This window comes from Mesorhizobium sp. LjRoot246 (assembly GCF_964254115.1).
Taxonomy (GTDB): domain Bacteria; phylum Pseudomonadota; class Alphaproteobacteria; order Rhizobiales; family Rhizobiaceae; genus Mesorhizobium.
Map to the genome: position 1 here is coordinate 1,051,553 of NZ_CAXUSN020000001.1, position 26,029 is coordinate 1,077,581.

Genomic DNA, 26,029 nt, shown 5'->3' on the forward strand with positions numbered 1-26,029 from the left:
GCCGTTATCCTGTTCGGCCATCATCTTCGGCCCCCGGGTTGCCCTGCCACCAGCTTCCGGCCCAGCGGCCGGCGCTGAGCCAGTAGAAGAAGCCGCCGACCATGCCGCCGCCGATCACCGCCATGATGGCGCTGGGGTCGGTCACCGCGAAGGCGGTGTTATCGCTGTGGTCGACAAGACCGAGGAAAACGGCCGCAACCACCGCGCCCGCCAGCGCATAGAACAGCCAGTCGCGCCGGCCAAGGATTTCGGCAATCAGGATGACGACGGAGGCCGGCATCAGAGCAAAATAGGCGACGAACAGGGCGACGAAGGGAATTGAGAAATAAAGGGAAGCCGTTGCCGTTGGGTGCACCTGCTCCGGCGTGTAACCCAGCGATGCCAGGAACAGGATGTTGAGGAATGCGCTCGCCGCCAGCGAGGCGACGGCATAGCCGAACAGGATGACAGTGAAGCGGACGAGGTAGCCGACGGGACGGGTCATGATCCCAAATCTTGGCCCAAATCTCGGCCCAGATCCCGGCGCATGCCGGATTTGCGTCCAGCCAGAAGCCAGTAGACCGAACCGGCGGCAATGCCGGCGGTGGCCAGGAAACCGAGAAAGCCCGGATTGAAGACAAAGCTGCCGGCCGAGCGCGGCATGGATACGCCAAAGGCGATGGACGTGATCGCACCCGTGGCGGCAAAGTAGAACCATCCCCGAAGCGAAAACCGTTCGGCGACAAAGAGTGCCGGGCCGACGATCAACAGGGCGCCGATCGTCACGGTCAACACGGCGAGCGGGAAGGAACCCAGCCAGTCGAAGGCGAAAATGATCGACCAGTTGCCGTCTTCGATGCCTTCCAGGAGAGCTATCAGCAGCACGGGGACCAGGATCGAGGCCAGCACTGCGAAGAGATAGCCGACCGCCATCACGGCGAGGCGCCTCAGCCAGGCAACGGGGCGGCTCACGCCTCCCCGTGCCCCGCTATCATCATCGCTTCCAGCGCCAGCCGGTCGACCTTGCGCATGCGCTCGGAGTCCGACTTGAGCTGGCCGCAGGCGGCGAGGATGTCGCGGCCGCGCGGCGTGCGGATGGGCGAGGCATAGCCGGCATTGTTGATGTAATCGGCGAATTTCTCGATCGTCTCCCAGTCCGAGCACTGGTAGTTGGTGCCCGGCCATGGGTTGAACGGGATCAGATTGATCTTGGCTGGAATGCCCTTGAGCAGCTTGATCAGCCCCTTGGCGTCCTCGATGGAGTCGTTGACGTCCTTCAGCATCACATATTCGAAGGTGATACGCTTGGCGTTCGACAGGCCGGGATAGGCCCGGCAGGCGGCGATCAGCTCGTTGAGCGGATATTTCTTGTTGATCGGCACCAGGAGGTCGCGCAGATCGTCATTGGTGGCATGCAGCGAGATCGCCAGCATGACGCCGATCTCCTCGCCGGTCCGGAAGATTTCGGGCACCACGCCGGAGGTCGACAGCGTGATGCGGCGCTTCGACAAGGACAGGCCGTCGCCGTCGGAGGCGATCAGCAGCGCCTTCTTCACCGCCTCGAAATTGTAGAGCGGCTCGCCCATGCCCATCATGACGATGTTGGACACTTTGCGGCCCTCGGCCGGCACGATGGCGCCGTCCGGCGTGTCGCGGTCGGGGAAATCGCCGAGGCGGTCGCGGGCGGTGAGCAACTGGGCGAGGATCTCTTCCGCGGTCAGATTGCGCACCAGCTTTTGCGTGCCGGTGTGGCAAAACGAGCAGGTCAGCGTGCAGCCGACCTGCGAGGAGACGCACAGCGTGCCGCGACCCTCTTCGGGAATATAGACGGTCTCGATCTCCACCGGCCGGCCGGCGCCGCGCGGCGGAAAGCGGAACAGCCACTTGCGCGTGCCGTCGGCGGAGATCTGCTCCTCGACGATTTCGGGCCTGGCGACGGTGAAATGCTTGTCGAGCTCGGCGCGCAGATCCTTGGAGATGTTGAACATGCCGGCGAAGTCGGAGACGCCGCGCACATACATCCAATGCCACAGCTGCTGGGCGCGCATTTTTGCCTGGCGCTCGGGCACGGTGCCGGAAGCGACGAGAGCCTCACCGAGCTCAATACGCGTCAAGCCGATCAGCGACTGCTTTTCGGGCTGTGCCGAGCGGGCACGCAACGCGTCGCGGGCGCCGTCGGTGGTGAGATCGAATGAAAGGGTCATGGTTGCCACTGATATAAGCGGTTTGCGGCCGATTTCACGCATCGTGCCGGAACGGAAGCGCGGCGCATAGCACAGGTTGAGCCAGGAGTCATGCGCGTGGAATGCAACCCCACGCACGCCGGCTGACAGGTTGCTGCCGCCATCTGGCAAGCTTGCTCCAACTTCCGCTGCAAAGGAACCGATCACATGGTTGTGTTCGCGTAACGATTCCCATCGCGCCTTCGAAGTCTGAAAGGGGCGACTGTGCCTCTACAAATGGGAGTATGCAGAAATGAACTCTATCAAGCTCACCGTCATTGCCAGCCTCGTCGGCCTCTCCGTCTCGCAGGCATTTGCCGAAGACACTATGGGCACGATGACCATGATGAAGGGTGGAGAAGTGATGGCGATCATGCCGGACGGGCACATGGGCACCATGATGCCGGATGCAAAGATGGGCGCCGAGATGATGAAGATGGCAAAGCCGATCAAGCACTGCATGATGATGATGACCGACGCCAAGGGCAAAGCCTTCATGATCGATACGTCGACCAAGAAGGCTCAGGCCGAGTGTGAGAAATTGGCCATGTAAGCCTCGTTGCGGTTTGCCCCGCCGGCGTGGAAGCCGGCGGGGGACCATCGGTTGACAATGCAAACGGTTGCGGCGGAGTCGTGCAGTGCGGTTCATGAATGATCGCCTGACTTGCAGGCGCAAACGCTTTGGAAGATGACCTACTTGCACTTGGCGATCGATGTCAGCGCCGCCGAAATGCCCTTCAGCGAGAAGACATAGGAGGTCGGGTTGCCGCGGCCGGACTTCGCCGTCACCTTCATGTCGGTGCCCGTCTTCATGGCGGCGATCAGCACCGGTTCCTCGGCGGCGTTCTCGACCCAGGCCGATTTGCCGCGCGTGAACATCGAGAACGTCTTCTTGTCGATGGTTACGGTGGCCTTGGAGCCTTCCTGGAAATTGTAGCCGGCGATGAACTGCGGCTCGTAGGAGATCTGCTGGCCGGGCCGTTGGCTGACGAAGAAGAACATGTCGCCATGGTCGAGCGTCGGCGGCTGCTTGTCGGTCGGCACGGTCAGGACATAGCAGACCTTGCCGCCCGATGCCTGGTAGCTGTAGGTGCCCCAGGCATTGTGCTGGCCGATCTTGGTCGCCGACTGCGCCAATGCCGGCGCGGCCACGGCCACCAGGACCAGGCTTGAAACTATAGCAATCAATCCGCGCATCGTTTTTCCCGTATTCCAACTGGTGCGGAGGCAGGCCGGCTTGGCGTCCTGCCCGTCGCTTCATTTTGATTTAATCTGGGTTACCAAACGGTGAATTTCCCAAGAGAAAAGGACCCTCACCCGAGGAAACCGCCGCCATTCCCGCGCCGCCGCCCTGTCAGCGGGTGGCGCGACGTCCCTTTGGCGACTTGGAGGCCACGAAAGCGGCAAGAGTTTGACTTTTCAAACCAGGTCCTCCAGCCATCCTGGCTTCCGAGACACGTGACGAATTTCCCTCCAGCCGGTAGGATGCCTGCGTTCGTTTCCAAGGTGCTCGGCCCGGGCGCCTCATTGGCGGCGTATGGGAGGTTCGATCATGGCCTTTTCCGAGACAGTCCTGATCCTGGCGGGCGGCACCGTCGTTCTGTTGATCGGGTTCGGCATTCGTGTTGCCATGCGGGCGGTGACCGACGCCGCTGCGGCGGTGCCGCGATCGGATGGCAGGGAGGCTACAGGCGGACCGGGCGCGCCCGACGTGGCCGGAGTCATTGCGCTGCCACCTTTGATTTTTCTTGGCTTCCTGGCGGCGGCTGCGGTCCTCGAGACGGTCATTCCGCTCCCGGCCCTGGCCGCGCAGGCGCCCGCCCGCTATCTGGGCGGTGCCGTGCTCGCGGCGTGCGGCTTCGGCATCATCTTCATGGCGGCGGGGCGCTTTCGCGCCGCAGGCACCAACATTCCGCCGACCCTGCCGACGACGGCCCTGGTCGTCGACGGCATCTACCGGCGAACCAGGAACCCGTTTTATCTGGGAGCGGCCCTTGTCTATTTGGGTCTGGGCGTCGCGGCGGGAAGTTTTTGGGCCATCGGGCTGGTCGTCCCGTTGCTGTGGGTGATCAACACCGGCGTTATCGCGCGGGAAGAGCGCTATCTGGAGCGGAAATTCGGCGACGCCTATCGTGCCTACAAGGCGCGGGTGCGGCGGTGGATTTGACCGGCCGCGGCACCGAGACCCGTGCCACTCTTTGCGCCGCACCAGCTCAGCCCTTGTCGGCGATGGCGTCCTTGGCGGCCTGCCGGTGCGCCGGGGTGATGTGGGCGCTGACAGCCGTGATCGCGGCGGTGAGCACGGCGATGTCGTCGGTGAAGCCAAGCCCGAAAACGAAGTCGGGAATGACATCCACCGGCAGGACGAAGTAGCCGAGCGCGGCCAGCAAGACGCCCTTGGCGCGCAGCGGTGTGTTCTTGTCCATAGCGCAGTAATAGGCGGCCACGACCTCTTCCATGAAGGGGATCTGCCGCGCGGCCTTCTTGGCGGTGCGCCAGAATTTCTCGCGCACTTCGTTCTCGTCGCCGAGCTTGCCGCCGAAGCCGAAGAAATCAAAACCTGGTTGTTGCGCCATTCAGTTTCTCCTTGCAGGACTCATGCGCATCCAGCGCATGCCCGCGAGCGAAAATGTGGTGAAAGGCGAACCCGGCTACAAGATGTCGGCGTCGATTAGGCAGACGTCAGCCCCCGGCAAAGCGGTCCATCTTCTTCGCCAGATCGATATCGAGCGCGGTGACGCCGCCGGCGTCGTGGGTGTTCAGCATGACGTCAACGGTCTTGTAGACATTCGGCCACTCGGGATGATGGTCCATCGTCTCGGCGGCAAGCGCGACGCGGGTCATGAAGGCGAAAGCCTCGGAGAAATTCGCGAAGGTGAAGGTGCGCCTGATGGAGGCGCCGTCTTCTGCCAGCAACCAGCCGTCGAGACCGGTCAATGCGGCTTCAACGGCTTGCCTGCCCAGTTTCTCTCTCGCCATGTTCACATCCTGTGCTATTCGAAAACCGACCTCACAATAGCGACGGATCGATGAGCGCGAAGCCCATAAATTCCATTCTCTTCGTCTGCCTCGGCAACATCTGCCGGTCGCCGCTGGCGGAAGGCGTCTTTCGCGCCGTTTGGGCGGAGCGCGGGCCGGGTCGGGATATGCTGCTCGATTCAGCGGGAACCAGTGACTGGGAGGCCGGCTCTGCCCCCGATCGACGCGCGATCGCGATTGCGGTGCGGCACGGCGTCGACATTTCCGGACAGAAGGCGCGCAAGGTCACGCCGCGGGATTTCCACCACTTCGACCTGATCCTCGGCATGGACAGGTCGAATGTCGCCGACCTGAAAGCGCTGGCACCGCCGGCCATGCAGGACCGCATCCATCTGTTCCTGGAGTTCGCGCAGGGAAAGGCAGGCGACGTGCCGGATCCCTACCATGATGGAGCGGAAGCCTTCGCTTCGGTCTACCGCATGATCCGCGAGGCGTCGGAGGCGTTGGCGACAAGGCTGGGGGCGCGGGCGTCCGTGCCAGACAACGGCCAGGCCTCCTCGACGATGTAAGGGCCGCCGCCGACCGAATCGCGCGACGACATCAGCACGAAACGGCCGATGCGAAACGGCAGCGTCGAGAAATTGCCGCGCGCCGACAGATATTGGGCGACGTCCAGCGGGGTCGAATTGCGCAGCCTTGCTAGTGTGACATGCGGCATGAACTTGCGCGGGTCGGCGGGGATGCCGAGCCGCTGGCAGATGCGGTCGATCTCGTTCTGAAGGGCGGCAAGATCAGGCGAGGCGGAAGCGCCCGCCCACACCGCATGCGGCTTCTTTTGGCCGAAAGCGCCGACGCCGGACAACGCCAGCGAGAAGGAGGGGCGATGGACGCGGTCGAGCGCGTTGGCAATCTCGTCGGCGACGTGACCCTCGATGTCACCGATGAAGCGCAGCGTCAGATGATAGTTCTCGACGTCGATCCAGCGGGCGCCGGGCAGGCCGCCCCGCAGCAGGGACAGCGAAAGGGCAGCGTCACGCGGAATTTCGAGGGCGGTGAAAAGACGCGGCATGAAGAGCCTCCCTTCCTCGAATCGAACTGTACCCATAGCGAATCATCGATAGTCAAACGGGGCAAGAGGTTTGTTGGTCACAGTCTTGGCAAAAAAGCTTCCCCAACGGAAACGCTATGAACCGCCCGGCACCGCCGTGATGGCCTTTTCGACGGTGGGCAGGATGCGTTCGACCATCAGGTCGACGCCTTGCGGGCTCGGATGCAAGCCGTCCTCGAGCTGCATGCCGGGCTGGCCGGCGACGCCGTCGAGAAAGAACGAGTAGAGCGCAACGTCGTATTTTTTGGCCAGGTCCGGAAAAATGGCGTCGAAGGCGTTCTGGTAGTCGGGGCCGAGATTGGGCGCGGCGCGCATGCCGGCCAAAAGCACGGCGATCTTGCGCTCCTTCAGTCTGCCCAGCATCTCGTCGAGGTTCTTTTTGGTGATGTCGGGCGAGACACCGCGCAGCATGTCGTTGGCGCCGAGTTCGAGGATGACCAGCTGCGTGCCATCCGGTACCGACCAGTCAAGCCGCGCTAGGCCGCCGCTCGTCGTGTCGCCGGAGACGCCGGCATTGGCGACGGTCACATCGTGGCCCTTGTCGCCAAGGGCTGCCTGCAGCCTGTCGGTAAAGCCCTGGTCTGGTCCAAGGCCGTAGCCCGCCATCAGGCTGTCACCAAAGCCGACGATCTTGAACGGCTCGGCACGCGCCGACGAAATGGCGCCGCAAATAGCGAGGAAAAGCATGAAGCCTGCGGCAATACTGCGTTTGAAAGACATGCGGCAGGCCCCATATGAGCAAGGAATTCTTTCGTCGACGGCTTCCGGCAAGCAGAGCCTTCATCCCTTGATATAGGACGCTTTCATTTTGACAGAAGCCGTCATCGCGCTGAAAGACATATCCCTGACCCTTGGCGAGGGGGCTTCATCGGTCCATGTGCTGAAGGGCGTCAGCCTCGATGTGGCGGCCGGCGAGGCGACCGGCATCGTCGGTCCCTCGGGCTCCGGCAAGTCGACATTGCTGATGGTTTTGGCAGGCCTGGAAAGGGTCGATTCGGGTACGGTCCGAATCGCCGGCGAGTTGCTCGACGGCAAAAGCGAGGACCAAATTGCTTCGTTTCGTGGCCGAAACATTGGCATCGTGTTCCAGTCCTTCCATCTCATCCCCAACATGACGGCGCTCGAAAATGTCGCGGTGCCGCTGGAACTGGCCGGCCATCCCGATCCGTTTTCGGTGGCGGCGCGCGAACTGGCGGCGGTTGGCCTCAGCGACCGCATCACCCACTATCCCGGCGAATTGTCGGGCGGCGAACAGCAGCGCGTGGCGATCGCCCGGGCGTTGGCGCCGTCGCCGCGCATCCTCATCGCCGACGAGCCGACCGGCAATCTCGACCAGGCGACGGGGCGGCAGGTCGCCGATCTCTTGTTTGCCAAGGCTGCCGAGCGCGCCATGACGCTGGTGCTGGTCACTCATGATCCAGCGCTTGCGGCGCGCTGTTCGCGTCAGGTTTCGATGCGCTCGGGCCGGATCGAGGCGCCGGCGCAAGTCAAGGTGACGGCCTGATGCCGTTGTCGCGGACGTTGAGGCTCGCGGTTCGCTTTTCGCTGCGCGAGATGCGCGGCGGCCTGTCCGGCTTCCTGATCTTCCTCGCCTGCATCGCGCTTGGCGTCGCGGCGATCGGCGGCGTCAACTCGGTGGCGCGTTCGATCAATGCCGGTGTCGCCAATCAGGGCCAGACGCTGCTTGGCGGCGATCTCCGCTTCCAGATCAATCAGCGCGACGCCAGCCAGGCCGAACGTGGCTTCCTTGACGGGTTGGGCGTCGTTTCGCGGACCGCCAGCATGCGCTCGATGGCGCGTTTGGCCGACGGAACCGACCAGGCGCTGGTCGAGGCCAAGGCGGTCGACCAAGCCTATCCGCTCTACGGCGCGCTGGAAACCGAGCCGGCACTGTCGAAGCAGGAATTGTTCGGTGAGGAGTTCGGCGTTTTCGGCGCGGCGGCACCCGATCTTTTGTTCGAACGACTGCACCTCAAGATCGGCGACCGGCTGAAGCTTGGCACCGCCACCTTCGAGCTGCGCGCCAGGTTGATCACCGAACCGGACGCCGTGTCCGACGGTTTCGGCTTCGCGCCAAGGCTGATGATCTCGACCGAAGCGCTGGCGGCCACCGGACTGATCCAGCCGGGCAGCCTGGTCGAGAATGCTTACAAGGTCAGTCTACCCACTGATGCCGACGAGGCGCGGCTGAAGACCATCCAGGATCATGCGGCGAAGGATTTTCCCGAAGCCGGCTGGTCGATCCGCACGCGCAGCAACGCCGCACCCGCGCTGTCGTCCAACATCGAACGCTTCTCGCAGTTCTTGACCCTGGTCGGGCTGACGGCGTTGGTGGTCGGCGGCGTCGGCGTCGCCAATGCGGTGCGCGCCTATCTCGACGGCAAGCGCGGCGTCATCGCCACCTTCAAGAGCCTTGGCGCTTCGGGCGGCTTCGTTTTTGCCGTCTACCTGGTCCAGATACTGATCATCGCCGCATTGGGTATCGTGCTCGGCCTTGTGCTGGGCGCGCTGATGCCGTTCGCGGCGAGTGCTGCATTGCAATCCGTCATCCCGGTTCCGGCCGAAGGCGGCTTCTATCCCGGCGCGCTCGGCATGGCGGCGGTGTTCGGCCTGCTAGTGACGCTGGCCTTCGCGCTGCTGCCGCTCGGCCGTGCCCGCGACGTGCCGGCCACCGCGTTGTTTCGCGAGATGGGGCTGGAAGGCCGCGGCTTCCCGCGTCCGGTCTATGTCGCGACGGCGGTCGGCATCGCGCTGTTGCTGGCGGCGCTGGCCATTCTGTTTTCGGGCGACCAGCGCATCGCCTCGATCTTCGTCGGCGCCACCATCTTCGCTTTCCTGGTGCTGCGCCTTGTCGGCGCACTGGTGCAATGGGCGGCGAGAAAAAGCCCGCGCGTGCGCTTCGTGGCGCTGCGGCTCGCCGTCGGCAACATCCATCGGCCGGGCGCCTTGACGCCATCGGTGGTTCTGTCGCTGGGACTCGGGCTGACGCTGCTGGTGACGCTGGCGCTGATCGACGGCAATCTCAGGCGCCAGATTTCCCGCAGCCTGCCGGAGCGGGCGCCGAACTTCTTCTTCGTCGACATCCAGAGCAGCGATGTCGATTCCTTCTCCGCGCTGGTCGGCAAGGAGGCGCCTCGGGGTGTGCTGGCCAAGGTGCCGATGCTGCGCGGCCGTGTGATGGCGCTGAACGGCGTCGACGTCGACAAAGTCAAGGTGCCGGCGGAAGGCGCCTGGGTGCTGAAGGGCGATCGCGGCCTGACCTATGATGCGAAGCAGCCGGAAAACGCGACGCTGACCGAGGGCAGCTGGTGGCCGGAAAATTATACCGGCGAGCCGCTGGTCTCGTTTTCGGCAGTGGAAGGCAAGGAAATCGGGCTAAAGCTCGGCGACACGATCACCGTCAATGTCCTCGGCCGCAATGTCACGGCCCGGATCGCCAATTTCCGCCAGGTCGAATGGGAGACGATGGGCATCAATTTCGTCATGGTGTTCTCGCCCAATACATTCGCGGGTGCCCCGCATGGCTGGATGGCGACGCTGACCGAAAAAACCGCCACGTCGGCCGACGATGCCCGTATCCTCAATGCCGTCACCCGCGCCTTCCCGGCGGTGACGACGGTGCGGGTCAAGGATGCGCTTGAAATCGTCAACCGGCTGGTCGGGCAGCTCGGCACGGCGATCCGGGCGGCGGCCGGCGTGGCGCTGATCGCTTCGGTGCTGGTGCTGGCCGGCGCGCTTGCCGCCGGCAACCGGGCGCGCATCCATGACGCGGTGGTGCTGAAGACGCTTGGAGCGACACGCACGACGCTGATCGCAGCCTTCTCGCTCGAATACATGCTGATCGGGCTCGCCACCGCGATCTTCGCCCTGGCGGCAGGCGGTGCGGCGGCGTGGTTCGTCGTCGCCCGCATCATGACTTTGCCGTCGCATTTCATGCCCGAGGTGGCGGTAGCGACCATTCTGTTTTCGCTGGTGATCACGGTCGGCATTGGCCTGGCCGGCACCTGGCGGGTGCTTGGCCAGAAGGCGGCACCCGTGCTGCGCAACCTCTGAATTCCGCCCTCGCGGCCGGCATTTTGGTTAAATCGGCGTAATGTTGCGCCCGACAAAGGCCGGAAAACCGGACCGATGCAGTCTCACGAAGCATTACACCCGGTTACGGTCTTGTTCTTCACGCGAATAACCATCATATTTCGCCACAGGCATGCTGGAGCCCTGCCAGCGGCGCCTGGGTCCGACAGGACCTGACACCGGACGGGGCAGAAGCAATAGAGGACTACAATGGCTGATCCCATTCGCAACTACCAGACGCGCGCCGTGCCCGGCGTCGGCGTCGGTGCCGACATCGATCAGGGCCTGCGCGCCTACATGATCAAGGTCTACAATCTGATGGGGCTTGGCCTCCTCATCACCGGTCTTGCCGCTGTCGGCACGATCATGCTGGCCACCACCACCGATCCGGCCTCGGCTGTCGCAACGCTGCCGAGCGGCGAGATGCTGACCTCCTTCGGCTACGCGATCTTCGGCTCGCCGCTGAAATGGGTGGTGATCTTCGCCCCGTTGGCTGCGGTGATGTTCCTGTCGTTCCGCGTCCAATCGATGAGCGTCTCGGCGGCACAGACGACATTCTGGGTCTATGCCGGCCTGGTCGGCCTGTCGCTGTCGTCGATCTTCCTGGTCTACACCACAGCCAGCATTTCGCAGACCTTCTTCGCCACGGCTGCCGCCTTCGGTGCGCTGTCGCTCTACGGTTACACCACCAAGCGCAACCTGACGGCGATGGGCTCGTTCCTGATCATGGGCGTGTTCGGCATCATCATCGCGTCGGTGATCAACATCTTCCTGCAGTCGTCGGCGCTGTCCTTCGCCGTTTCGGCGATCGGCGTGCTGGTCTTCGCCGGCCTCACCGCCTATGACACGCAGAACATCAAGGAGATGTATTTCGAGGGCGACGCTTCGGATGTCGCCGGCCGCAAGGCCATCATGGGCGCCTTGAGGCTCTATCTCGACTTCATCAACCTGTTCATGTTCCTGCTGCAGTTCATGGGCGACCGCCGCTAGGGCCAAGCGGGTTCGGCTTTCGTCGGACCATGGATTGACTGGACCAGTGATTCTGGAAGGGGCGGCCCAACGGCCGCCCTTTCTTTTTGTGCCGGCGTTTGCTGTTATCGCGGGCAGGAAAACGGCATGCATAAATAATGAGCATCATCATCATCCGGACCGCCACAGCGGCCGACCTCGACCGGATCACGGACATCTATGCCGATGCGGTCACGCAAGGCACGGCGAGCTATGAGCTGGAGCCGCCCAGCCGCGCCGAGATGGGCACCCGGTTCGACAGTTTGATGGCCGGCGGATTTCCCTATCTGGTGGCGGAGAAGGACGGTGCCGTGCTCGGCTATGCCTATGCCGGCGCCTTCCGGCCGCGCCCCGCCTACCGTTTCATCGTCGAGGATTCGGTCTATATCGCGCCCGAGGCCAAAGGCCAGGGCGTCGGGCTCAAGCTGATGCAAAGCCTGATCGAGACGGTGCAGGGAGCGGGCTTTCGCCAGATCATAGCGGTGATCGGCGACGGGCGACCGGACAGTGCCTCGGTGCGGCTGCACGAAAAGCTCGGCTTTCGCCACTCTGGACGGCTTGAAGGCTCCGGCTACAAGCACGGCCGCTGGCTGGACACGGTGTTCATGCAGCTGTCGCTGAATGGCGGCGCATCAGCGCAGCCCGATCCCGAATCGCTGCCGGAGCGGAAGTTTCGCCTTAGAGGGAACTGAAGAATTGGGGAATTGAAGAACTGAAGAACTGAAGAACTGAAGAAGATAGCGGCTACATCAGGTGCCGAGTGCTTCTCCTCAATTCCTCAATTCCTCAATTCCTCAATTCTTCAACTCTCCAGTTCCCCAGCTCAGGCCTCGACCAGCTTCAGCTTGCTGTCGAAGATGCCGAGCACGCGGCCGAGCTCTTGGCCGCGCTTCAAGATGCGGCCGCCGGCGGCAATGACGGCAAAGGCACCCTGCTTGCGGGCCAGTTTCGGATCCTTGACGATCTGGAACAGTGGCACTTCGCTGGTGCGGCGGAACACTGAAAACACAGCGCGGTCCGTGAGATGATCGATGGCGTAGTCGCGCCATTCATTGGCGGCGACCATGCGTCCGTAGAGCCTGAGGATCTGGTCCAACTCACGCCGGTCGAACCGCACCGGCTGATCGAGACGCTCGCGTCGCGCCTCGTGCAGCGGGATCAATATTGCGGATGCGTCCCCATCCCCCGTCCCGCCGCTGTCATCGGTCATGCCTCGATCCTTCAAAATGAATCTTTGCCAACCAAAGTTGGCGTGTTCGCGGCTGAATTGCAAGACCCGGCGAAGCGAGCCCCGCGCCGCGCCGTTTCCGCCACGTCCAGTCACTTTTATGAAACGTGGTGTTGGAATTGGTGATGCTTCGCCACATTTCTGCCTTTTTTTATCCGCGCTCATGCCCCAATGTCCGACGAATTTACCGGCGTTGCCTGAGACGGTTCGGTCCGGCACCGGCTCGTAAACCCCAAGCCCCCCGCCCACGGGTCTGCGTCGGATCGAACCAACCTCGGCTCTTCCTCGGAAGAACCGGGTGCGACGATCCCAAAACCTAAATGACCGACGTCAGAAGCAAGCTGACGTCGGTTTTTTATTGGGTGGTGAGTCGAGTGCGGTTTTTCCCCGAGCGGCGCGTCCCCCTCACCCGGATTGCCAACCGAATTGCGAAGGGCAATTCGGGACAATCCGACCTCTCCCCGAGGGGAGAGGAGATCGCGGCGGCGCTTTACCTCTTCTCCCCTCGGGGAGAAGGTGGCCGCGAAGCGGCCGGATGAGGGGGCCTCTCCCATCCGCGGTCCTAGCGAAGATGAGGGGCGACGCCGACGTCCATTACGGCTTGTGGATGAACGCCGCGCCAAGGATGGGGCCGGGCATGCCGTCCTTGCCGACCGATTGCAGCAGCACGGCGCAGCCGCCCTTCTTGGCAATCTCGCTCATCGGCAGTTCGTAGCGCTGCGTCTTGCCGTGCCACATGCCGGCGGTCTGGATGCCGGTGACCGCATTCCAATAGGTCATCTTGCGGCCGGTGTTCTCGCCCTCGCCGACCTTGATCGTCTGCGGCGGATCGAAATAAACGATGACGACATGGGCATCGCTGGGACCGTTGCCGGCATCGCCGGCGTCGATCATCACACGGTCGCTGGTGCGGCTGACCTTGATGGCGACGCGCATGCCTTCGCCGCTCTTGGCCATGCGGGCGAGCGCGCCGTCGACCTCGCCGCGGCTGGCGCCGTTGACGTGAGCGCGGCCGTTGATGACGGCTTGCGGCGTATAGACGGAGCGGCTGCCGAAGGCGCGCATATAGTCATATTGCCGCTCGGTGTTCTCCTTGCGGCCCAGCGTATCCTGCCAGCCGAGATAATCCCAGTAGTCGACATGATAGGCGAGCGCGACGATGTCTTCCTTGGCGGCAAGTTCGGCGAACAGCGCATCGGCCGGTGGACAGGAGTTGCAGCCCTGGCTGGTGAATAGCTCGACCACGCCCAATGGCCTGTCGATCTGGGGCCTGTCGATCTGGAGCTTGTCGGACTCGCCGGCATGCCCAGCGCCGGCAGACGCCGAGACGGCCAGCGCAAGAGCTGCCAGCCACAATGATTTTCGCGAGGCCATAGCCATTCCGATTCCCGCCGGTGATGCCGGCTTTATCCTTGATTGCTGAAATATGTGGCAGAACCGGAAGTCAACGGGAAGTCACGTTGCGGTGAAATTTTGCCATTGCGGGCCAACCGCGACGGGGCAATAGGAAATGATCCGCACTTCAGGATAGAAACCGATTCGGGCGGCAATCACGATGTGGCAAACTCTTTCGGCGCCAGTCGACCTCTATTGCGAGCGGACCGGGCCGGAATTCTGGTCCGAGCCGGTCAATGCCCTGACAAACCTCGCCTTCATCGCCGCCGGCCTGTGGGGCGTGCGCGAGGTGCGACGGCTGGGCACCGGCACCTTCGCCGAGGTGCTGGCCTGGTGGGTGGTGGCGATCGGCATCGGTTCGACGATCTTCCACACCTTTGCCACCAAAGGCACGATCTGGGCCGACGTGTTGCCGATCGCCGGCTTCACGCTGGCCTACACGCTGTTCAACCTGCGCCGCTTCCTCGGCATGCGATGGGGCAAGGCCATCGCCATCTTCATTGCCTTCTATGTGATTGCCGGCGCGATAACCCTGGCCGTGCCGGACTGGCTGCGCCAGGCATCGAACGGAACGACGGGCTATTTGCCGCCGTTCCTGGCGCTCGCCTTCTTCGGCGTGCTGGTGGCGGCGAGCGGCAACCGCGCCGGCTGGTACAATCTGACGGGATCGGCGATCTTCGTGGTGTCCGTCATCTGCCGGATGATCGACCCGGTGGTCTGCGGCAGCTTTCCGCTCGGCACGCACTTCCTCTGGCACATCCTCAACGGCCTGATGCTGGGTGTGCTTCTGGCGGCGGCGGCGCGGTTTGGGAAACCGAAAGCAGCAGGGAATAGTGAGTAGTGAGTAGTGAGTAGTGAAGTTGCCTCTACTCACTAATTCCTACTCACTATTCCCATCAGACTAAGCTGCAAGATCGCGCAGCACGTATTGCAGGATGCCGCCGTTCTTGAAGTAGTCGAGCTCGTCCAGCGTATCGATGCGGCAGATGATCGGCACGTTCTTCACGGTGCCGTCGCCATAGGTGACCTTGGCGGTCATCGCCTGGCGCGGCTTGATCGTGCTCAACCCGTCGATCTCGACTAGCTCGTCACCCCTGAGATTGAGCGTGGCCCATGACGTGCCGTCCTCGAAGACGAAGGGAATGACGCCCATGCCGACCAGGTTCGAGCGGTGGATGCGCTCGAAGGACTGGGCGATAACGGCGCGGACACCAAGGAGATTGGTTCCCTTGGCCGCCCAGTCGCGCGACGAGCCGTTGCCATATTCGACGCCGGCGAAAACAACCAGCGGCACGCCTTCCTTCTTGTACTCCATCGCCGCGTCGTAGATCGATTCCTCTTCCTTCGACGGATAGTGGATGGTGTAGCCGCCCTCGCGGCCGTTCTCGCCCAGCATGTGGTTGCGGATGCGGATGTTGGCGAAGGTGCCGCGCATCATCACCTCGTGATTGCCGCGCCGGGTGCCGTACTGGTTGAAGTCGGCGACGCCGACGCCATGGTCGGTGAGGTATTTTCCGGCCGGTGAGGCCGCCTTGATCGAACCCGCCGGCGAGATGTGGTCGGTGGTGATCTTGTCGCCGAACAGGCCGAGCACGCGGGCGCCCTTGATGTCGCCGATCGTGCCGAAACCCGATGTCATGCCGGCGAAATAGGGTGGGTTCTGCACATAGGTCGAGTTGTCGTCCCAGGCATAGGTCTGGCCTTCCGGCGCCTTGACGTTCTGCCAGTATTCGTCACCCTTGAAGACGTCGGCATATTTGCGGGCGAACAGCTCGCGCGTCACGTTCTTCTCGATGAACTCCTGGATCTCGGCCGAGCTCGGCCAGATATCCTTGAGGTAGACCGGCTCGCCGTTCTTGTCCTCGCCGAGCGGCTCTGTCGTGAGGTCCTTGGTGACGGTCCCTGCCAGCGCGTGCGCGACCACCAGCGGCGGCGACGCCAGATAGTTTGCCTGGACGTCAGGCGAGACACGGCCTTCGAAGTTGCGGTTGCCGGAGAGCACCGCAGCCGCGATCAAGCCCTTGTCGTTGATGGTCTTCGAGATCGGCGCCGGCAGCGGGCCGGAATTGCCGATGCAGGTGGTGCAACCAAAGCCGACCAGGTTGAAGCCGATCTGGTCGAGTTCCTTCTGCAGGCCGGATTTCTCCAGATATTCGGCGACCACCTGGCTGCCGGGGGCCAGCGAGGTCTTCACCCATGGCTTCTGCTTCAAACCGAGCCGGTTGGCGTTGCGGGCCAGGAGGCCGGCGCCGATCAGCACGCTCGGGTTCGAGGTGTTGGTGCAGGAGGTGATGGCGGCGATGACGACGTCACCGTGACCAAGATCGTGGTCCGTGCCTTCGACGGCGTAGCGCTTGGAGATCTCGGCGGCCTTCTTGTATTCGGTCTCCATCGCCTTGGCGAAGCCTTCCGGAATGCCTTCCAGGGCGACACGGCCTTCAGGCCGCTTGGGACCGGCCATGGACGGCACGACGGAGCCAAGTTCAAGCTCGAGCAGGTCGGTGAACACCGGATCGGCCGAGCCGGTCTCACGCCACATGCCTTGCGCCTTGGCATAGGCCTCGACCAGCGCGATGCGGTCCTCGCTGCGGCCGGACATTGTGAGATAGCGGATGGTTTCCGAATCGACCGGGAAGAAGCCGCATGTGGCGCCATATTCGGGCGCCATGTTGCCGATGGTGGCGCGGTCGGCCAGCGTCATGTTGGACAGGCCGGGGCCGAAGAACTCGACGAACTTGCCGACGACGCCCTTCTTGCGCAGCATCTGGGTGACGGTGAGCACGAGGTCGGTGGCGGTGACGCCTTCCTTGAGCTTGCCGGTCAGGCGGAAGCCGATCACCTCAGGCAGAAGCATGGAGACGGGCTGGCCGAGCATGGCGGCTTCAGCCTCGATGCCGCCGACGCCCCAACCGAGCACGCCAAGGCCGTTGATCATGGTGGTGTGCGAATCGGTGCCGACACAGGTGTCGGGATAGGCGGTTGTTTCGCCGTCCTCGGTGTTGGTCCACACCACCTGGCCGAGATATTCAAGGTTGACCTGGTGGCAGATGCCGGTGCCGGGCGGTACGACGCGGAAGTTGCGGAACGCCTGCTGGCCCCATTTCAGGAATTTGTAGCGTTCCTCGTTGCGCTCGTATTCAAGCTCGACATTGCGGGCGAAGGCCATAGGCGTGCCGAACTCGTCGACGATGACGGAATGGTCGATGACGAGGTCGACGGGAACCAGCGGGTTGATCTTCTGCGGGTCGCCGCCCAGCGAGGCCATGGCGTCGCGCATGGCGGCGAGGTCGACCACGGCCGGAACGCCGGTGAAATCCTGCATCAGCACGCGGGCCGGGCGGTAGGCGATCTCGACACCGGCGGTGCCCTTGTCGGTCAGCCAGCCGGCAACCGCCTGGATCGATTCCTTGGTGACGGAGCGGCCATCCTCGTTGCGCAGCAGGTTCTCCAGCAGCACTTTCATCGAATAGGGCAGTTGGGAGATACCGGTAAGGCCGTTCTTCTCGGCCTCGACGAGGTCGAAATAGGCGTACTCGGCACCGCTTGCGGTCAGCGTGCGGCGGCAATTGAAACTGTCGAGGGATTTTGACACGTGCGATCCTTGTCTGTTCAGCCTGAAAGGGAACGGACGCCGATGGCATGCAATCACGCGCAAAGGTGCGGGTACGGCCATTTCCGCTGTCCGTTCCCAAGCAACCCGAGCCGTTCAAGGCGGCGCGTGCGCTGGTTCGGCGCTAATTCTGTTCCCGCGCCGACCGCTGGCACGGATGCACCGCATATAGAGAATTTTCTGGAATAGTTCTAGACAGTTGCAAAGCAATTTTGTGCGATGCGGCAGCTGCCGCGACACATGGTTTTCAGGGCAGGCGAGGGATGCGGCTGATCGCCGAAAATCTGGGCGGCGAACGCGGCGGCGATACGGTGTTTTCCGGCATCGGCTTTGCCCTGGAGGACGGCCAGGCGCTTGTCGTCACCGGGCCGAACGGATCGGGCAAATCGACGCTGCTGCGGGTCATCGCGGGGCTTCTTCCGGTGGCGCAAGGCAGCGTGAAGATCGAAGGCGTTATGAAGATTGAAGGCGGGGGCGAGGCGTTTCCGTCGATTGCTTCGGTTTGTCATTATCTCGGCCATCAGAACGCGATGAAGCCGGCGCTTAGCGTGGCGGAGAATTTGCGCTTCTGGCGCGACTTCAACGGCGACGGACAGCTCGGCGTCGAAGAGGCGCTGGAAACGGTCGGGCTGGTCGGCATCGGCCACCTGCCGTTCGGCTATCTCTCCACCGGGCAGCGGCGGCGCGCGGCGATCGCGAAGCTTCTGGTCAGCCACCGGCCATTGTGGCTGCTCGATGAGCCGACAGCGGGGTTGGACAAGGCTTCGGAGGGGCGATTCGCGGGGTTGATGACGAGGCATTGCGCGGATGGCGGGATGATTGTCGCTGCGACGCATCTGCCGCTTGGGATCGAGGGGATGGAGTTGAGGATGGGGGAAACTGATTGATGTCGGCACGCGGGCATCTCATACCATGCTAGCCCTCTTCCTGCGCGATATCCGCCTCAACATCCGAGCCGGGGGCGGCGCGTTGACCGGCGTGATCTTCTTCCTGGCCGTCATCGCCACCATCCCGTTCGGTGTCGGGCCGGACCTGAAACTGCTGGCCCGCATCGGGCCGGCGATCCTGTGGATCGGTGCGCTGCTGTCCTGCCTGCTCGGGCTCGACCGGCTGTTCCAGGCCGACCGCGAGGATGGGTCGCTCGATCTGCTGGTGCTCGGCAACGATCGGCACATGCTGGCCTTGACGGTGCTGGTGAAATGCCTGGCGCATTGGGCGGGCAGCGTACTGCCACTGGTGGTCGCCGCGCCCCTGCTCGGCCTGTTCATGAACATGGAGCCGCTCAGCATCGGCGCCACGGCGCTGACCCTGCTGGTCGGCACTCCGGCAATCACCTTCATAGGTGCTGCCGGTGCGGCGGTGGCGGTGGCGCTGCCGCGTGGCGGGCTGCTGATCTCGGTGCTGGTGCTGCCGCTGACCATTCCGGTGCTGATCTTCGGTGTTTCGGCGAGCTATGGCGCGACGGCCAATCCTGATCCGTTTCTGCAGCCCTTCCTCATTCTCGCCGCGCTGACGCTGTTTCTTAGTGTACTGGGTCCGGTGTCGGCGGCGCTGGCGCTGCGGCATGGCACGGATTGAAGCGGTCGCTTAAGCTCGAAGGCTGCGGCGCGGCGGCCAATTGCGAAGCCGACGGCGTGCGGTTAAGGGAAAGCATGGCCGAACGAGACGGAAGAATCCGGTTGGAAAGAGGCGCGCCGATGGAGCGGCCAGCATGAGCGCGCACGCACTTTACGTGACCGCTGCCTATGGCATCACCGCCGTGGTGCTGATCGGGCTGATCGGCTGGATTCTGCTCGACCAGCGGGCGCGCAAGCGCGAACTCGCCGAACTGGAAGCGGCCGGCGTGCGGCGCCGCTCCGACAAGGTCGCCAAGCCATGAGCAGCGAAACGGAAACGCCGACACCCCGTCGCCGCCTGATTGTGCTTCTGCCGCTGTTGATCTTCCTGAGCCTGGCCGGACTGTTCCTATCGCAGCTATTGTCGGGGCGTGATGTTTCGGAAGTGCCGTCGGCGCTGATCGGCCTGCCGGCGCCGCAAACCAACCTGCCGCCCCTGGAAGGCTTGAACCTGCCGGGGCTCGATTCGAAAGCTTTTGCCGGCAAGGTCACGCTGGTCAATGTCTTCGCGTCGTGGTGCGCGCCATGCCGCGAAGAGCACCCGGTGCTTTTGGCGTTGTCGCAGGACAAGCGTTTCACCATGGCGGCGCTGAATTACAAGGACCAGCCGGAAAACGCCCGCCGGTTCCTCGGCGATCTCGGCAATCCGTTCCAGGCGATCGGTGTCGACGAGGCCGGACGCACGGCGATCGACTGGGGCGTCTACGGCGTGCCGGAAACCTTCGTCATCGGCAAGGACGGCAAGATCGCCTACAAGCATGTCGGCCCGCTGACGCCCGAGACGGCGAGGGATCTCTTGCTGCCACAGATCGACAAGGCGCTGGCGGCACGTTGATATTCAGGTGATGCCGGCCTGCAAACGGCGGCTTCCTGCGCTTCCGGTGCTCACGTACTTAAGTACGCTCCGCTCCGGTTCTCGGAAACCACCGTTTTCGTCTCGGCCTGACCTGAATTTCAACGCACCTTGGCGGCGCGTCTTATCGGACTCGAGATCAGCCGTAGATCTGCTTGTGGACCTGGAAGAGCATTTCCGAGCGGTCTGCGCGCATGTCGGCTAGGTCGCGGCTGGAAAAGCTGTCGATTTCGGCGACAAGGCGGTTGTACTGCTTGCGCTTGGCAATGCTGTTGCGAGCGCGGGTCATGAGACTGTCGAGGATCATAGCAAGGTTCCTTTTGGCGCCGCATTTCGGCGGCCGTTTATTCCTCCCTTGATCGATACGAAGCATGACATAGTAATGGTGCGTTGCAAAAAGAAGATGTTGCAATGCACCATTGCGCTGGACGCATAGCCGGTTAATGGGGCGTCAATGCGCAGAACTGCTAGGCGATCTGTCTTGGCCGCGCTTTTTGTAAGACACTGTGCGTACCCACATTGCCTTCTGTCCCGCCGGCTGGCTTGATCCGGTGTCATTGATGCCGGGAGGAAAGCATGGCGGCCGCAGACTATTATGAAATTCTCGATCCGCGCTTCGCGCGCCTGTTCAACGGCAACGCGCAGGTCGAGAAGCTGTTCACCGGATGCCAGTGGGCGGAGGGTCCTGCCTGGTTCGCCGCCGGCCGCTATGTCGTCTGGTCCGACATCCCCAACAATCGCATGCTGCGCTATGACGAGACCGACGGTAATGTCAGCGTCTTCCGGCAGCCATCGGGCAACTCGAACGGCAATACTGTCGACCGGCAGGGACGGCTGGTCACTTGCGAGCATTCGGGCCGCCGCGTCAGCCGCACCGAGTTCGACGGCTCGGTCACCACCATCGCCGCCAAATGGAAGGGCAAGCGGCTGAACTCGCCCAATGACGCGGTGGTGAAGTCGGACGGCTCGATCTGGTTCACCGATCCGAGCTACGGCATCGACACGGATTATGAGGGCGACAAGGCCGAGAGCGAGATCGGCGCCTGCCATGTCTACCGCGTCGATCCCGGCACCGGCGAGGTTGAGGCCGTCATCACCGATATGGTCCGGCCCAACGGGCTCGCCTTCTCGATCGACGAGAGCAAGCTCTATGTCGTCGACACTGGCCGCACGCATGGCGCACAGAACCCGGCGCATATGCGGGTGTTCAACGTCGGCAAGGGCGGCAAGAAGGTTTCCGGCGGAAAAGTCTTCGCCGATTGCACGGCCGGCCTGTTCGACGGCTTCCGGCTCGATGAGGACGGCCGCATCTGGACCAGTGCGGCCGACGGCATCCATTGCTACGATCCCGACGGCACGCTGATCGGCAAGGTCAAGGTGCCGGAAGTCACCGCCAATTGCGTGTTCGGCGGCAACAAGCTGAATTGCCTCTACATCGCCGGCACCATGTCGCTCTACATGGTGCGGCTGATGGTCAACGGCGCCAAGACTTATTGAGACCAAAGCACAGGCGACCGTTCGTCGAAGCGGGTCGTGAGCACGAACATCCCGGGAGGACAAAATGCCATTCGTCAACATCCGCATCGTCAAGGAAGTGATCGCGGCCGATCCGGCGGGCAAGAAGGCGGATATCGCCAAAAAGGTCACCGCAGCCATCATGGACGCCACTGGGCTGAGCAATAACGATGTCTGGGTGGTGTTCGAGGAGGTCAATGCGCGCGATTGGTATGTGGGCAAGACCGATGTGGAGACGCTGCGAAAGGGGTAGGCGCTTCTTCCTTCTCCCCCTTGTGGGAGAAGGTGGATCGGCGCTTTAGCGCCGAGACGGATGAGGGGTGTTGGAAGGAATGATGCGTGGTAATTTAGCATCGTTCAGCGCTGTTTCGTCGACCGTCTCGCCAAGCTGGAACAACCCTCATCCGACCTCGCTTCGCGAGGCCACCGTCTCCCACAAGGGGAGAAGGCAGAGCGCCGCCGCTCAGCCTCAGCGCGAGCGGATAAACTCGGCAAAGGCCGAAAGCGCATCATGCGTCGCCAGCCGGTTCGCCGGCTCCGCCAGGATGCTCTCCACCTCCGGCGGTTTCTTGCCGAGCAGGGCAATCTCCAGCAGATCGTCACAAAGCGCGAACGACATGGTGCGCATGATCTCGGCCAGGGCGGCGCGGGCGAACAGCGAGCGCGGCGAGGCGTGCACCAGCATGGCGGGCTTGGCGACGGCGGCGTCGCGCGAGACCAGCCAGTCGAGGGCATTCTTCAGCCCGCCCGGCACGCCATGGGCATATTCCGGACACGAGATGACAACGCCGTCGGCTTGGGTGACGGCATCGATCAAGGCGGAGGCTTCGAGCGGCGTCCGCTCGCCCTCATCGTCGGGATTGAAGATCGGCAGACGGCCAAGCCCGTCATAGACAGTGACGCGGCAGCCGGGCGGCGCGTTGTGCGCCAGTGCGGCGATCAGTGCCGAATTGGTGGAAGCCGCGCGCAGGCTGCCGGAAATGGCAAGGATGTTCAGCAAGGCAGGAACCAGTCAGGACGAATCGTGGGTCGAAAAACCTACCACATCGTCTTCTTGTATTCCTCGTCGAGCCAGCGGTCGGTCGCCTCGGCCGAATCGGCAACCGCCAATTGATCGCGCATGATCTGGCCGAGCGTCGGCAGCGTCGCGCGGTCGTACCAGGTTTCCGGCTTCCACAGGTCCGAGCGCATGAAGGCTTTTGCGCAATGCATGTAGGCAGCCTTGACGGTGACCACGACGACGCTTTGCGGCTCCCTACCATCGACGGCGAGCCGCTCGCGCAAATTTGCGTCGACGGTGATGCGGGCGTCGCCGTTGACACGCAGCGTCTCGTTCATGCCGGGAATGAGGAAGAGCAGCCCGACCGAGGGATTGAGGAGGATGTTTTCCAGCGTGTCGAGCCGGTTGTTGCCGGGCCGATCCGGAATGGCGATGGTGGTGTCGTCGAGCACCGCGGCAAAGCCTGGTTTGTCACCCTTCGGCGTCACGTCGGCATTGCCGGCGCCATCGGAGGAGCCGATCAGCACGAACGGGCTCTTGCCGATGAAGGAGCGGCAATGGCCGTCGAGCGCCTTCAATTCCTTGCGGATAGAACCGTCAGTGGGCCGTGGCGTCTTGTAGATCGTTCTCAGCTGGTCGCGCGTAGTGACGAATTCCATGGCCCTCTCCCCTCTTTGTTTTGACGCAATTCCCAAGGGAAAGCGCTATGCGCTTTTCCCGGAATTGCTCTATTTCCCGGTCTTGTCCTCGAGCGAATGGCGCAGGATCAGCGGCATCTGGCTGAAGGTGAACAGAAGCGTGATCGGCATGATGCCCCAGACCTTGAAGGTAACCCAGGCGTCGGTGGAAAAATTCCGCCACACCACTTCATTGGCAAGGGCCAGGAACAGGAAGAACAGGCCCCAGCGGAAGGTCAGCTTGCGCCAGCCTTCGGCGTCGAGGCTGAAGGCCGAATCGAAGACATAGCCGAGCAGCGACTTGCCGAAGTAGAGGCCACCGAGCAGCACGCCACCGAACAGCGTGTTGACGATGGTCGGCTTCATCTTGATGAAGATATCGTCCTGCAGATAGAGCGTCAGCGCGCCGAAGATGAAGACAACGACGCCCGACACCATCGGCATGATCGGCAAGGTGCGCATCAAAAGCCATGAGGCGACCAGAGCGATGGCCGTGGCGGCCATGAACAGGCCGGTGGCAACGAAGATCGGGCCGCCGAATTCAGCAAGAGCGGGGAATTTCTGCACCAGCCATCCGCTGCGCGCATTGGCGAAGAAGAACACCATCAACGGACCCAGCTCCAGCACCAGCTTGAGCAGCGGATTGACGCCTTCCTTTTTCTGTTTCTGCGGGTCGGACGGATCGCGTTCGAGAATGGGTGGGTTCATGGAAACTCTTTCTTACGCATGATCCGATCCAAAAAGTCTGCAACTTTTTGAAACATGCTTGTTAGGCCACTCCAGCGATCGCCCTGGCGAATTCGCTTGCCGAGAAGGGTTCGAGGTCGTCGACCTGTTCGCCGACACCGATGAAATAGACCGGCAGTTTGTGCTTTGCCGCGATCGCCACCAGAATACCGCCGCGTGCCGTGCCGTCCAGCTTGGTCATCACCAGGCCGTTGACGCCGGCGACATTGCGGAAGATCTCGACCTGGTTGAGCGCGTTCTGGCCGGTGGTGGCGTCGACCGTCTGCAGCACGGTGTGCGGCGCCTCCGGATCGAGCTTGCCGAGCACGCGGACGATCTTTTCGAGCTCCGCCATCAGTTCGGTCTTGTTCTGCAGCCGGCCGGCGGTGTCGATAATCAGCACGTCTGAGCCGGCTTCTTTTGCCCGTTCGAAGGCATCATAGGCGAGGCCGGCGGCATCGGCGCCGAGTTTGGAGGCGATGACCGGCGATTTCGTCCGCTCACCCCAGATCTTCAACTGTTCGATGGCGGCGGCGCGGAACGTATCGCCGGCCGCCAACATCACCGTCAGGCCGCCATCGGTCAGCTTGGCGGCCAGCTTGCCGATGGTAGTGGTCTTGCCGGTGCCGTTGACGCCGACCACCAGGATAACATGCGGCTTGTGCGAGAGATCGAGCTCCAGCGGCATGGCGACGTGGGTCAGTACCTTTTCCACCTCGGCCGCCATGATGGCACGCACCTCGGTGTCGGAGACATCCTTGCCGTAGCGGCTGGACGCCAGCGCATCGGTGACGCGCAGGGCGGTTTCCATGCCGAGATCGGCGCGAATCAGCACGTCCTCCAGATCCTGCAGCGTCTCCTCGTCCAGCTTCCGCTTGGTGAAGACGCCGGCAATGTTGCCGGTGAGTTCCTTGGAGGAGCGGGCAAGCCCGTCCCTCATGCGCTGGAACCATGAACGCCTCGGCGCCGGTTCCGGCGCCCTCCGCGGCTCGGCCTTCTGCTCGACCTTCTTGGTGACCGTCACCTTCCCGGGCGCGGGCTTTGGCTCCGGCTCCGGCACGGCCTGCGGTTCGGGCGCGATCTCGGCAATGACCGGCTGCGTCTCGATCGGCGCCGGCTGGCGAATGGGAGGTGCGATTTCGGCAGCGGGCGACGTGCGCTTTACCTCCCCCTCGATGGGGGAGGTCCCGAGCGCAACTCGGGGGTGGGGGTGACTGGCGTCGGCGCCATCACCCCACCCCGCCGCTCCGCGGCGACCCTCCCCATCGAGGGGAGGGTGAGGCGTCGGCGCTGAAACATCTCCCTTCTCCCCGTCTCTATACGGGGAGAAGGTGCCGGCAGGCGGATGAGGGGCGGCGCTGGCCTCTGAAGACGGCTGAAGAAGGGACGGCGCCGGTGTCGGCACCTCGATCGGAGCAGGTGTTTCCGCCGGAACCTCGGCAGGCGTCGGCACCTCGATCGGGGCCGGCTCCGGCTGCTGTTCGGGGCGTGACGGGACGATCTCCGGCTTGGCCGGTGCCGGGGCAGGGACTTCTTGCGGCTGCGGTTCGGGAGCAGGTTCCGGAACGGCGGGTGGTGTTGGTATCTCTTCGGGCGCCGGCGGCTCGGCAGGCGTCTCAGGCGCGGGTTCTTCTTCCGGCTTGGGCTCCGGCAGAGGTTCAGGCTCGGAGGGAACAGTCGGCTCCGGTACTGGCGGGATGGTCGGAACCGGCTCGGGCACTGGTTTCGGCGCGGGCTTTACCTCCCCCTCGATGGGGGAGGTCCCGAGCGCAGCTCGGGGGTGGGGGTGATCTGGCGCGGCTTCACCCCACCCCGCCGCTTCGCGGCGACCCTCCCCATCGAGGGGAGGGTGGGGTGCTGCCTCGGGCTGCGGCTCGTCGCGCTTCAAGAACTCCGGAACGACCTGCTCGGCCGCCGGCTTCAGCGTGTCGAGTGCTTCCCATTTGATCGGCGGCAGCGGGGCGGCCTCATCGATCCGCTCCTCGACAACCTCTTTCTTGCCGAACGAAAATATCTTCTTGAAAAAACCAGCCATGCTTTGC

31 protein-coding genes are annotated in these 26,029 nt (G+C 63.3%); 15 read left to right on the forward strand and 16 right to left on the reverse strand.

Annotation, left to right across the window (positions count from 1 at the left end; genetic code table 11):
* Window positions 1–4 precede the first annotated feature (4 nt).
* Genes ACSQ3L_RS04870 through rlmN form a run of 3 tightly spaced genes read right to left on the reverse strand, consistent with a single transcriptional unit; the run spans window position 5 to window position 2,183 of the window.
* Complete coding sequence (locus tag ACSQ3L_RS04870) at window positions 5–484, reverse strand: hypothetical protein (RefSeq protein WP_436158915.1); 480 nt, start codon at window positions 482–484, stop codon at window positions 5–7.
* The gene (locus tag ACSQ3L_RS04875) at window positions 481–951 is read right to left on the reverse strand and encodes a hypothetical protein (protein ID WP_436158916.1); all 471 of its coding nucleotides are present in this window, start codon (window positions 949–951) and stop codon (window positions 481–483) included. Before ACSQ3L_RS04875 ends, ACSQ3L_RS04870 begins: the two co-directional genes overlap by 4 nt.
* Window positions 948–2,183 carry a 23S rRNA (adenine(2503)-C(2))-methyltransferase RlmN gene (gene rlmN / locus ACSQ3L_RS04880; protein WP_436158917.1) on the reverse strand — a complete coding sequence of 412 codons (1,236 nt, stop codon included), beginning with the start codon at window positions 2,181–2,183 and terminating at the stop codon, window positions 948–950. The genes ACSQ3L_RS04875 and rlmN overlap by 4 nt, the downstream gene beginning before the upstream one ends.
* A gap of 271 nt (window positions 2,184–2,454) precedes the next feature.
* Here rlmN and ACSQ3L_RS04885 point away from each other — a divergent pair, with 271 nt between their 5' ends.
* Window positions 2,455–2,754: a hypothetical protein gene (locus ACSQ3L_RS04885; RefSeq protein WP_436158918.1), complete on the forward strand. Its 300-nt coding sequence runs from the start codon at window positions 2,455–2,457 to the stop codon at window positions 2,752–2,754.
* A 140-nt stretch (window positions 2,755–2,894) separates the two neighbouring features.
* On the opposite strand, the gene ACSQ3L_RS04890 is transcribed toward ACSQ3L_RS04885, so the two are convergent.
* Window positions 2,895–3,398, reverse strand: coding sequence for an invasion associated locus B family protein (locus ACSQ3L_RS04890; protein WP_436158919.1), 504 nt, complete (start codon window positions 3,396–3,398; stop codon window positions 2,895–2,897).
* A gap of 355 nt (window positions 3,399–3,753) precedes the next feature.
* On the opposite strand from ACSQ3L_RS04890, the gene ACSQ3L_RS04895 reads away from it, so the two are divergent.
* Window positions 3,754–4,368 (forward strand): methyltransferase family protein, encoded by a 615-nt coding sequence (locus ACSQ3L_RS04895; protein WP_436158920.1) that lies wholly within the window; start codon window positions 3,754–3,756, stop codon window positions 4,366–4,368.
* Window positions 4,369–4,414: 46 nt separating this feature from the next.
* On the opposite strand, the gene ACSQ3L_RS04900 is transcribed toward ACSQ3L_RS04895, so the two are convergent.
* Together ACSQ3L_RS04900 and ACSQ3L_RS04905 are read right to left on the reverse strand one after the other, a co-directional pair.
* On the reverse strand, window positions 4,415–4,777 hold the full coding sequence (locus ACSQ3L_RS04900; RefSeq protein WP_436158921.1) for a YkvA family protein: 363 nt from the start codon (window positions 4,775–4,777) through the stop codon (window positions 4,415–4,417).
* 106 nt (window positions 4,778–4,883) lie between these two features.
* Window positions 4,884–5,180 (reverse strand): 4a-hydroxytetrahydrobiopterin dehydratase, encoded by a 297-nt coding sequence (locus tag ACSQ3L_RS04905; RefSeq protein WP_436158922.1) that lies wholly within the window; start codon window positions 5,178–5,180, stop codon window positions 4,884–4,886.
* Window positions 5,181–5,230: 50 nt separating this feature from the next.
* Between ACSQ3L_RS04905 and ACSQ3L_RS04910 the strand changes: the two genes are divergently transcribed.
* Complete coding sequence (locus ACSQ3L_RS04910; protein ID WP_436158923.1) at window positions 5,231–5,749, forward strand: low molecular weight protein-tyrosine-phosphatase; 519 nt, start codon at window positions 5,231–5,233, stop codon at window positions 5,747–5,749.
* Here the strand turns inward: ACSQ3L_RS04910 and thpR are convergent.
* Window positions 5,653–6,249: an RNA 2',3'-cyclic phosphodiesterase gene (gene thpR / locus ACSQ3L_RS04915; RefSeq protein ID WP_436158924.1), complete on the reverse strand. Its 597-nt coding sequence runs from the start codon at window positions 6,247–6,249 to the stop codon at window positions 5,653–5,655. The genes ACSQ3L_RS04910 and thpR overlap by 97 nt on opposite strands.
* Before the next feature lie 114 nt (window positions 6,250–6,363).
* A complete protein-coding gene (locus tag ACSQ3L_RS04920; RefSeq protein WP_436158925.1) occupies window positions 6,364–7,008 on the reverse strand; it encodes an arylesterase in 645 nt (214 codons plus the stop codon).
* Window positions 7,009–7,096: 88 nt separating this feature from the next.
* Between ACSQ3L_RS04920 and ACSQ3L_RS04925 the strand changes: the two genes are divergently transcribed.
* The 4 genes from ACSQ3L_RS04925 (at window position 7,097) to ACSQ3L_RS04940 (ending at window position 12,059) form a co-directional block, all read left to right on the forward strand.
* Window positions 7,097–7,792, forward strand: a complete 696-nt coding sequence (locus ACSQ3L_RS04925; protein ID WP_436158926.1) for an ABC transporter ATP-binding protein — start codon at window positions 7,097–7,099, stop codon at window positions 7,790–7,792.
* Window positions 7,792–10,341: an ABC transporter permease gene (locus tag ACSQ3L_RS04930; protein WP_436158927.1), complete on the forward strand. Its 2,550-nt coding sequence runs from the start codon at window positions 7,792–7,794 to the stop codon at window positions 10,339–10,341. Before ACSQ3L_RS04925 ends, ACSQ3L_RS04930 begins: the two co-directional genes overlap by 1 nt.
* A 228-nt stretch (window positions 10,342–10,569) precedes the next feature.
* The gene (locus ACSQ3L_RS04935) at window positions 10,570–11,349 is read left to right on the forward strand and encodes a Bax inhibitor-1/YccA family protein (protein ID WP_436158928.1); all 780 of its coding nucleotides are present in this window, start codon (window positions 10,570–10,572) and stop codon (window positions 11,347–11,349) included.
* Window positions 11,350–11,486: 137 nt separating this feature from the next.
* A complete protein-coding gene (locus ACSQ3L_RS04940; RefSeq protein ID WP_436158929.1) occupies window positions 11,487–12,059 on the forward strand; it encodes an N-acetyltransferase family protein in 573 nt (190 codons plus the stop codon).
* 131 nt (window positions 12,060–12,190) lie between these two features.
* Here the strand turns inward: ACSQ3L_RS04940 and ACSQ3L_RS04945 are convergent, their stop codons facing one another.
* Window positions 12,191–12,577 carry a DUF2794 domain-containing protein gene (locus ACSQ3L_RS04945; RefSeq protein ID WP_292643711.1) on the reverse strand — a complete coding sequence of 129 codons (387 nt, stop codon included), beginning with the start codon at window positions 12,575–12,577 and terminating at the stop codon, window positions 12,191–12,193.
* Between the two features lie 338 nt (window positions 12,578–12,915).
* Between ACSQ3L_RS04945 and ACSQ3L_RS04950 the strand changes: the two genes are divergently transcribed.
* Entirely contained in the window at window positions 12,916–13,134 is a 219-nt protein-coding gene (locus tag ACSQ3L_RS04950) for a hypothetical protein (protein ID WP_436158930.1), read from the forward strand.
* Between the two features lie 55 nt (window positions 13,135–13,189).
* Here the strand turns inward: ACSQ3L_RS04950 and ACSQ3L_RS04955 are convergent, their stop codons facing one another.
* The gene (locus ACSQ3L_RS04955; protein WP_436158931.1) at window positions 13,190–13,975 is read right to left on the reverse strand and encodes a DUF1223 domain-containing protein; all 786 of its coding nucleotides are present in this window, start codon (window positions 13,973–13,975) and stop codon (window positions 13,190–13,192) included.
* Window positions 13,976–14,150: 175 nt separating this feature from the next.
* Here ACSQ3L_RS04955 and ACSQ3L_RS04960 point away from each other — a divergent pair, with 175 nt between their 5' ends.
* On the forward strand, window positions 14,151–14,831 hold the full coding sequence (locus ACSQ3L_RS04960) for a ceramidase domain-containing protein (protein ID WP_436158932.1): 681 nt from the start codon (window positions 14,151–14,153) through the stop codon (window positions 14,829–14,831).
* 60 nt (window positions 14,832–14,891) lie between these two features.
* Here the strand turns inward: ACSQ3L_RS04960 and acnA are convergent, their stop codons facing one another.
* Window positions 14,892–17,582 carry an aconitate hydratase AcnA gene (gene acnA / locus ACSQ3L_RS04965; protein WP_436158933.1) on the reverse strand — a complete coding sequence of 897 codons (2,691 nt, stop codon included), beginning with the start codon at window positions 17,580–17,582 and terminating at the stop codon, window positions 14,892–14,894.
* Window positions 17,583–17,863: 281 nt separating this feature from the next.
* On the opposite strand from acnA, the gene ccmA reads away from it, so the two are divergent.
* The 4 genes from ccmA (at window position 17,864) to ACSQ3L_RS04985 (ending at window position 20,051) form a co-directional block, all read left to right on the forward strand.
* Window positions 17,864–18,487, forward strand: coding sequence for a heme ABC exporter ATP-binding protein CcmA (gene ccmA / locus ACSQ3L_RS04970; protein WP_436158934.1), 624 nt, complete (start codon window positions 17,864–17,866; stop codon window positions 18,485–18,487).
* A gap of 25 nt (window positions 18,488–18,512) precedes the next feature.
* Complete coding sequence (ccmB, locus tag ACSQ3L_RS04975; RefSeq protein WP_436158935.1) at window positions 18,513–19,178, forward strand: heme exporter protein CcmB; 666 nt, start codon at window positions 18,513–18,515, stop codon at window positions 19,176–19,178.
* Between the two features lie 133 nt (window positions 19,179–19,311).
* Window positions 19,312–19,479, forward strand: a complete 168-nt coding sequence (gene ccmD / locus ACSQ3L_RS04980) for a heme exporter protein CcmD (RefSeq protein WP_027037452.1) — start codon at window positions 19,312–19,314, stop codon at window positions 19,477–19,479.
* A complete protein-coding gene (locus ACSQ3L_RS04985) occupies window positions 19,476–20,051 on the forward strand; it encodes a DsbE family thiol:disulfide interchange protein (RefSeq protein ID WP_436158936.1) in 576 nt (191 codons plus the stop codon). The genes ccmD and ACSQ3L_RS04985 overlap by 4 nt, the downstream gene beginning before the upstream one ends.
* Before the next feature lie 157 nt (window positions 20,052–20,208).
* Here the strand turns inward: ACSQ3L_RS04985 and ACSQ3L_RS04990 are convergent, their stop codons facing one another.
* Window positions 20,209–20,376, reverse strand: coding sequence for a hypothetical protein (locus ACSQ3L_RS04990; RefSeq protein ID WP_292191648.1), 168 nt, complete (start codon window positions 20,374–20,376; stop codon window positions 20,209–20,211).
* Between the two features lie 269 nt (window positions 20,377–20,645).
* On the opposite strand from ACSQ3L_RS04990, the gene ACSQ3L_RS04995 reads away from it, so the two are divergent.
* Window positions 20,646–21,566, forward strand: coding sequence for an SMP-30/gluconolactonase/LRE family protein (locus ACSQ3L_RS04995; RefSeq protein ID WP_436158937.1), 921 nt, complete (start codon window positions 20,646–20,648; stop codon window positions 21,564–21,566).
* A 64-nt stretch (window positions 21,567–21,630) separates the two neighbouring features.
* Complete coding sequence (locus ACSQ3L_RS05000; protein ID WP_041003007.1) at window positions 21,631–21,837, forward strand: tautomerase family protein; 207 nt, start codon at window positions 21,631–21,633, stop codon at window positions 21,835–21,837.
* Between the two features lie 216 nt (window positions 21,838–22,053).
* On the opposite strand, the gene ACSQ3L_RS05005 is transcribed toward ACSQ3L_RS05000, so the two are convergent.
* From ACSQ3L_RS05005 to ftsY, 4 genes are all read right to left on the reverse strand, one after another.
* Window positions 22,054–22,584 carry an NADPH-dependent FMN reductase gene (locus tag ACSQ3L_RS05005; protein WP_436158938.1) on the reverse strand — a complete coding sequence of 177 codons (531 nt, stop codon included), beginning with the start codon at window positions 22,582–22,584 and terminating at the stop codon, window positions 22,054–22,056.
* 38 nt (window positions 22,585–22,622) lie between these two features.
* Complete coding sequence (locus ACSQ3L_RS05010; protein ID WP_436158939.1) at window positions 22,623–23,243, reverse strand: pyridoxamine 5'-phosphate oxidase family protein; 621 nt, start codon at window positions 23,241–23,243, stop codon at window positions 22,623–22,625.
* Window positions 23,244–23,312: 69 nt separating this feature from the next.
* Entirely contained in the window at window positions 23,313–23,969 is a 657-nt protein-coding gene (locus ACSQ3L_RS05015; protein WP_436158940.1) for a septation protein A, read from the reverse strand.
* Between the two features lie 61 nt (window positions 23,970–24,030).
* Window positions 24,031–26,022, reverse strand: coding sequence for a signal recognition particle-docking protein FtsY (gene ftsY, locus ACSQ3L_RS05020; protein ID WP_436158941.1), 1,992 nt, complete (start codon window positions 26,020–26,022; stop codon window positions 24,031–24,033).
* Between the last annotated feature and the right edge of the window lie 7 nt (window positions 26,023–26,029).